The sequence below is a fragment of the Paenibacillus mellifer genome (assembly GCF_023195895.1).
Taxonomy (GTDB): domain Bacteria; phylum Bacillota; class Bacilli; order Paenibacillales; family Paenibacillaceae; genus Fontibacillus; species Fontibacillus mellifer.
This window is the reverse complement of the sequence record NZ_JALPRK010000022.1, coordinates 86,947-93,661: the sequence shown is the minus strand read 5'-3', so window position 1 is coordinate 93,661 and position 6,715 is coordinate 86,947. Positions and strand designations below refer to the sequence as shown.

6 protein-coding genes and 1 riboswitch are annotated in these 6,715 nt (G+C 53.2%); all 6 genes read right to left on the bottom strand.

Annotated features, from left to right (window positions below):
* Nucleotides 1-45: 45 nt before the first annotated feature.
* The 6 genes from M0651_RS19380 to M0651_RS19355 all read right to left on the bottom strand — a co-directional run bounded on the left by M0651_RS19380 (nt 46) and on the right by M0651_RS19355 (nt 6,595).
* Nucleotides 46-927 carry a MetQ/NlpA family ABC transporter substrate-binding protein gene (locus tag M0651_RS19380; RefSeq protein WP_248553373.1) on the bottom strand — a complete coding sequence of 294 codons (882 nt, stop codon included), beginning with the start codon at nt 925-927 and terminating at the stop codon, nt 46-48.
* 63 nt (nt 928-990) lie between these two features.
* Nucleotides 991-1,659, bottom strand: a complete 669-nt coding sequence (locus M0651_RS19375; protein WP_248553372.1) for a methionine ABC transporter permease — start codon at nt 1,657-1,659, stop codon at nt 991-993.
* Entirely contained in the window at nt 1,659-2,675 is a 1,017-nt protein-coding gene (locus M0651_RS19370) for a methionine ABC transporter ATP-binding protein (protein WP_248553371.1), read from the bottom strand. Before M0651_RS19370 ends, M0651_RS19375 begins: the two co-directional genes overlap by 1 nt.
* 106 nt (nt 2,676-2,781) lie before the next feature.
* Nucleotides 2,782-2,943, bottom strand: a riboswitch (SAM riboswitch).
* A gap of 90 nt (nt 2,944-3,033) precedes the next feature.
* Nucleotides 3,034-3,750, bottom strand: coding sequence for a Cthe_2314 family HEPN domain-containing protein (locus M0651_RS19365; RefSeq protein WP_248553370.1), 717 nt, complete (start codon nt 3,748-3,750; stop codon nt 3,034-3,036).
* A 14-nt stretch (nt 3,751-3,764) separates the two neighbouring features.
* The gene (locus M0651_RS19360) at nt 3,765-5,531 is read right to left on the bottom strand and encodes a UbiD family decarboxylase (protein ID WP_248553369.1); all 1,767 of its coding nucleotides are present in this window, start codon (nt 5,529-5,531) and stop codon (nt 3,765-3,767) included.
* 125 nt (nt 5,532-5,656) lie between these two features.
* Nucleotides 5,657-6,595, bottom strand: coding sequence for a COX15/CtaA family protein (locus M0651_RS19355; RefSeq protein WP_248553368.1), 939 nt, complete (start codon nt 6,593-6,595; stop codon nt 5,657-5,659).
* Between the last annotated feature and the right edge of the window lie 120 nt (nt 6,596-6,715).

The window sequence follows — 6,715 nt, the reverse complement described above, 5'->3', positions numbered from 1 at the left end:
AAATCCCGCTGCACACGCAGCGGGACATTTCTGCTTCTTTACTACTTAGAATACCGGCACCAAAGCGCCTTGGTACGTATCGTTGATGAACGTTCTAACCTCATCGGAAGTCAGAGCTTTCGCCAGCTTCTGGATCGCTTCGGAGTCCTTATTATCAGGACGGGCAACCAGAATGTTCGTGTACGGCGAATCCTTATCTTCGATAAACAACGCATCCTTCGTTGGATTCAGCTTCGCTTCCAGCGCATAGTTCGTATTGATCAGCGCCAGATCCACTTCGGCCAATTGGCGAGGCAGCATCGCTGCGTCAGCTTCGATGATTTTGAGGTTTTTCGGATTTTCCACAATGTCCTTCTGCGTTGCCGTGATCCCAGCCTCATCCTTCAACTTGATCAACCCTTGCTTCTGCAGCAGCAGCAGTGCGCGGCCACCGTTGGTTGGGTCGTTCGGGATCGCGACTTTCGCGCCATCTGGAATTTCCTCCGTAGCTTTATATTTGTTCGAGTAAGCGCCAAACGGTTCAACGTGAACGCCTACGACGGAAACAAGGTCAAACCCATTTTGGGCATTTTGCTCGTCCAGGTAAGGCTGATGCTGGAAGTAGTTCGCGTCCAGTTCTTTTTCATACAGCTGTACGTTCGGCTGCACATAGTCGGTATACTCTTTGACTTCCAGTTCCACGCCTTCTTCCTTCAGCTTAGGCGCGATAAATTTCAAAATGTCGGCATGGGGTACGGTAGCCCCTACAACCAGCTTCACTGGCTCAGCCGCAGTTTGGTTCCCTGCATCCGCCGCATTCCCCTCAGCAGCCGACGTATCTCCGGCCGTGTTACCTGCAGCTCCGTTATTGGCGGCGTTATTGCTGCCGCAAGCGGCCAACACCAACACCAAAACGAGTGTAAGCAAAGATAATGTCCATTTTTTCATAGCAGGTTCTCCCCCTTAAGAGTGTTTTTTGAATAAGGATGTGTTTATCTATTTAGGATTTCCTTATCTCCGTGTAAAAAAGATCACCAGCCGGTCTCCCAGCATTTGCAGGACTTGGACCAGAATCACCATGAAGATGACCGATACAATCATGACGCCCGTCTCATATCGGTAATAACCGTAACGGATCGCCAGGTCACCAAGTCCGCCGCCGCCAACCATGCCCGACATCGCGGTATACGACACCAGCGTGACCACGGTAATTGTCATGCCAGCGATCAAGCCTGGCAGCGACTCCGGCAGCAATACCTTGCGAATGATCTGGAATGAAGAAGCGCCCATCGCCTGGGAAGCTTCAATCACACCGCGGTCAACCTCGCGCAGCGCCGTCTCGACCAGCCGTGCGAAGAACGGAGCAGCTCCGATCACCAGCGGCGGAATCGTACCTTCCACGCCGGTGGATACGCCCATGATTGCCCGCGTGACCGGAATCAACGCGACGATTAGGATAATGAACGGAACCGAACGCAGAATGTTGACGATCAGCGAAATCAACCGGTAAACCCATCCTAATACCAAGGATTGGGAACGCGAGAAGGTGAACAGCAATACCCCGAGCGGGAGCCCGATCACGAAAGTGAATAAGGTTGCATACCCCATCATCTGCAGGGTATCCAGCGTGGCTGTGCCCATCTCCGACCAATCAATGGCTCCGAGGTCCAGTCCTCTCATTACTCAATCACCTCCACGTCAAGATCGCGTTCCCGCAAGAGCGACAGCGTGCGCTCCACCCGGTCGTCTTCGCCTTCAAAAGATACGGTCAGTTGACCATACGGAGTATCCTTGATCGTGGAGATCGTTCCCTGCAGGATGGCGAAGTTAACGCCGGTTTCCCGCACGACCTGGGACAATACCGATTCATAGGTTTTTGCGCCCAGGAACGTGATTTTCACCAGCCTGGACCACTCCGGATGCGGTACAGAAGCCGCCAGCTTCAAGCCTTCTTCCCCCGCCGCCTCCCGGTGGATAAACTCCCGGGTCACTAGATGTTTCGGCTTCAGGAATACCTCCGTTACCGGACCTTGCTCCACGATGCCGCCTTCGTGAATGACCGCCACTCGGTCGCAGATGCTCTGGATGACATGCATTTCATGCGTGATCAGCAGAATCGTCAGCTGGAATCGCTTGTTGATGTCAAGCAGCAGCTTCAGGATCGAGTCCGTCGTCTGCGGATCCAGCGCCGAGGTGGCCTCGTCGCACAGCAGCACGTCTGGGTCACTGGCCAGCGCCCGGGCGATACCCACCCGCTGTTTCTGACCGCCGGACAGCTGCGCCGGGAATTTATGGCGATGCTCTTCCAGTCCGACCAAGGCAAGCAGCTCGTTGACTTTCTGCGCAATCGCCGCCTTCGGTGTTCCGATCAGCGTTAGCGGAAATGCGATATTATCGTATACGGTCGCCGAGGAGAGCAGGTTGAAATGTTGAAAAATCATGCCGATCTTGCGGCGCCGCTGTTGAAGCTCGCGCTTGCCCAGCTTAGTGAGCTCGACCCCGCCGACCCACACCTCACCTTCGGTCGGACGTTCCAGCAAATTGATACAACGGATCAAGGTGCTTTTCCCGGCGCCGGAGTGACCGATAACACCGAAGATTTCTCCTTTGTGGACGCTTAGGTTCAACCCGGAGAGTGCGGTGGTCGCCGTCTTTTTGGTGCCATATATTTTGGTAATTCCTTTAAGTTCGATCAATCGGCTAACCTCCTATACCTAGCATGAACAATTATCGACCGGCGTATGAAAAAACAGAAAGAGCCCCTGCAGATTCAAAGGGCTCTCTTTACGTAAAGACAATGCCTTCTCATCTGCCAAAACCATCTGCTAACAAACGCATCGGTTTTGAAGGAATTAGCACCATGACATTCGGTCCCATGACTTCAGCGGCATCAAACTTCCGCATCACGGGTGAATCGGTTGCTGGGCTTCATCGGGCCTTTCCCTCCGCCTCTCTCGATAAGAAAAATATGAAATTATCGTTCGATGTAAACTATTGATGAGTATAAAGAGTTTTACCCATTTTGTAAAGAGGAAAAATAAACAGCGGATTGATTTAGACCGCCGTTATTTTTTTCCAACGCTGATTAATGTAGTCAAACACTGTGAAATACGTATCGCAAACCATGCGGTATCCCTGATCCAGTTCGCGGATATGTTGATCCAGATCCTCTAGAGCGATCTTCCCGAACAACGCTTGATGCCGTTGCCACAGGTCGTCCTTCATCTCCGAGTTCATGTAATGAATCTCCGTGTTTCTCCGACGACGCAGAACACCAAGCGATTCCCGGTAGGTCTCCTTAATGGCGAACAGTTGGTTCCCAAGCTCGGTGTGGGTCTTCAGGTAAGAGAACTGGCGCAGCACGGTAAAATAAGAGAAATGCGTCTTTACCTTCGACGTATTCAGATCAAACAACTCGTTTAGTACCGTCCCCAGCTTGTCCAGCGCTGAGAATACGCGGATGAAGCCATCCTTGTAAAAATAGACGTACCTAGCATAATCGGATCTCTCCACCGGATCCATATCCTCGACGGATTCGGTCCGCACCTTTTTGCGGAAAAAGGCGGCAGCAAAAAAACATTGTTCCAGCTCATCCAACGAAGAGATCAAGCCGTGTACCCAAATCTCCAGCTTGCGGAAATCATGCGAAGGATCCTGATGCGCTTTGATTTCCTTTTGCAGCAGCTTGATCGAGTGCACCATCGCGTCGATCGTTTCGGCCAGCCGGCCCTCGTTTTGCCGAGGCGGCTCGCCAAGCAAGCTTCGCAGCATAGGCATTCCTCGTTTCACAGAAAGTAGGATTTCCAACGCTGATCCACCAAGGACACGATGTCCTCTTGCGGGAACAGCTCATCCGGATAACCCGGCTTCATGCGGGCGTCGATAACCAGCGGCAGGCCATAGGACAGATGATGTTGGCGAATTTCCGAGGCAGCGTAAATATCGCTGGCCGGATTAAACCGCGTAAACACCGTCCATAGGAACGCCGTCTGATCATGGGTCGCCGCTTCGGCATTATCCACCAGAACCACAAGCGGCCAGGCAGTCCCGCGTTCGCGAAGGCGGCCAAGCAACCGTTCGGCAAGTTCCGGCTCGTCCTCATAGGATGCACCGGAAACGACAAGACATCCGTCATGAAAAACTTGGATGGAACGAATCTCGGCGATCTCGCCTTCCTCGTACGCACGAGGCAACTCACGTACAGGATCACCAACGCCGATCAATATCGCCTTGCTGCCATGGTTTAGTTTATGGCCGGTATAATCCAGCGTGTCATGCGACGTGTTGTTGAGAATAAATAGATCCGTTCGCGGATCGAAACGCTCCAGCACCGTCTTGAGCAGCAGGCGGAAATCCGCAAGATCGATCAGCTTGTCCGTCAGCATAAGGAATTTGGTCAGCGACAGCTGACCTTCCCCGAGAATGCGGAACGCCGATACGAGGGCTTCACGGGAGTAACTCTCGCGAACCACCGCTGAGCTCAAGGCATGGAATCCGCTCTCTGCATACGTCCAGAGGGAGCGGACATTCGGCATCACGATCGGGAACGCCGGCGACAGCAGCTTTTGCAGGAAATCGCCTAAGTAGTAATCCTCTTGGCGCGGTTTACCGACAATCGTTGCCGGATAAATCGCGTCCTTCCGATGCCACATGTGGTTGACGTGCAGCACCGGGAAATCATGCTCCAAGGAATAGTAACCGAAATGATCGCCAAACGGGCCCTCAAGTCGGCGTTCATGCGGAGGTACGAGCCCGGAGATGGCAAACTCCGACTCGGCCGGAATTCGATGGCCGCCCAGCGGGTTCTCTGCCATCGGTAGCTTTTCTCCCAAGATGAAAGACGCGACGAGCAGCTCTGATAAATGCTCGGGAACCGGCGAAATGGCCGAAGCCACCATGGCTGGCGGACCGCCCAGGAACACGGAAACCGGCAAAGGCTCCCCGAGTTTCTCGGCTTCGTGATAGTGGAACCCGCCGCCTTTCTGAATCTGCCAGTGCACTCCAGTCGTCTGATCGTCATACAGCTGAATCCGGTACATCCCCAGATTGTTTTCCTTCGACTGCAGCGGGTTCTCCGTATACACAAGCGGCAGCGTAATAAACGGGCCGCCGTCCTTTTGCCAGCTTGTCACTTTCGGTAGATCCTTCAAAGGCGCCGCCGTCCGGCAGACCTCGAGGATTGGGGCTTCGTTTTTAGATACGGTTTTCATACCGACCTTCAATACGTCACGGATTAGCCCGCGCTCGTTCCAAATCGCTTTGGGCGTCGGCGGCAGCAATTTATGTATCGCTTCAACCAGTTGGTTAGCAAGCATTTCGGGACGGGGACCAAACGCCATTTCCACACGGCGTGGCGTTCCGAACAGATTCGTTGCCACGGGGAACGGCGTTCCTTTGACATTGGTAAACAGCAAAGCCGGACCGCCGTCATCAATCACCCGCCGGTGAATTTCGGCCAACTCTAGATAGGGGTCGACCGGTACGTCGATGATGGCCAGGTCGTTTTCTTTTTGCAACGCATCGATCCATTGCCGCAGGTTCTTGTAACTCATCTCGTTGTCCTCCTAGAAAAAGACGGGGTATTCGCCCGTTCATCACTTAACATTCGCTTATAGACAAAAGTATACCTTATCCATGCTGCCGCTTGGGCCTCCGTCATTCTACAGATTCATGACAATCACGCCGAGGTCCGGCTCAGTTGCCAAGTCCGGACGCTTAGGTAACATAAGACCCCGAATAAGGCGGCCAATACGATAATGTGCGCGAGTGACGCGAACAAATAAACATGGTAATTGTTTAATGTCAGCACTATAGTCGCTCCCGTGAACACTTGAATGATGACCAGCAGCGTTGCGGCGACGCCCAGCTTACGAATTTCCGGCAGTCCTGGATGTTTGCGGAAGGCAAAGTGACCTACCGTGGCGATCACGACCAGCAGCAATGCAGCCGCAACCCGGTGCATAAAGGCGATGCCTTCCCCTCCGGATAGTTCAGGTACGAGCTGTCCATTGCACAGCGGCCATCCGCTACAGCCGCCAGCGGAGTCCGTATGGCTGACATACGCGCCAATATAGACAACGATGTAGGTATAGCCGGTCGCTATCCAAGTCAGGTTGCGGAACCTTTTTGATACACGGACCGCCGGGGAATGAGCATGAGACGGTGTGCCGGCTTGTCCGCGTTCCTCCTGACGAACGCCCAGCACCAGCATGATCGAGCTGGCGAAGGCAATTAACGAGAACCCAAAATGCAGCGCCATGACGGCAGATGAGGTGGGATAAATGACCGCCATGGCTCCCATCACCGCCTGCACCATTACGAAGATCAGCGCCAATAAGGAGTATAGCTGCAGGTCTTTACGGTTCTTCCGATATAACCAAAAGGCGACAAACGCCGCCAATGAGACCAATCCGGCCGCCCCGCTGACGGCACGGTGGGAATATTCAATCATTGAAGCAAGAGTATGAGCAGGAACAAATTTCCCGTGACAAAGCGGCCAATCGTTGCCGCAGCCCAGTCCCGATTCCGTCTTGGTCACGACGCTGCCGCCCAACGTGGCCAAGAACATAACAAAACAGGATGCGTAGCTGAGCCATTTCAAATATTTCGTATTCAAACGGTTCACACCTTTTAGTTAATCGATAAATCCCTTTCATTATAACCGATGATGGAACCTCTTTCATAGAAAATGTTGAAAAATAGACACCGCCGCAAGGGAATCCCTGGCGGCGGTGTG

Excerpts from the sequence above, each read along its gene's own strand:
- M0651_RS19380 (WP_248553373.1), bottom strand. The coding sequence starts at position 927 with ATGAAAAAATGGACATTATCTTTGCTTACACTCGTTTTGGTGTTGGTG.
- M0651_RS19375 (WP_248553372.1), bottom strand. The coding sequence starts at position 1,659 with ATGAGAGGACTGGACCTCGGAGCCATTGATTGGTCGGAGATGGGCACA.
- M0651_RS19365 (WP_248553370.1), bottom strand. The coding sequence starts at position 3,750 with ATGCTGCGAAGCTTGCTTGGCGAGCCGCCTCGGCAAAACGAGGGCCGG.
- M0651_RS19360 (WP_248553369.1), bottom strand. The coding sequence starts at position 5,531 with ATGAGTTACAAGAACCTGCGGCAATGGATCGATGCGTTGCAAAAAGAA.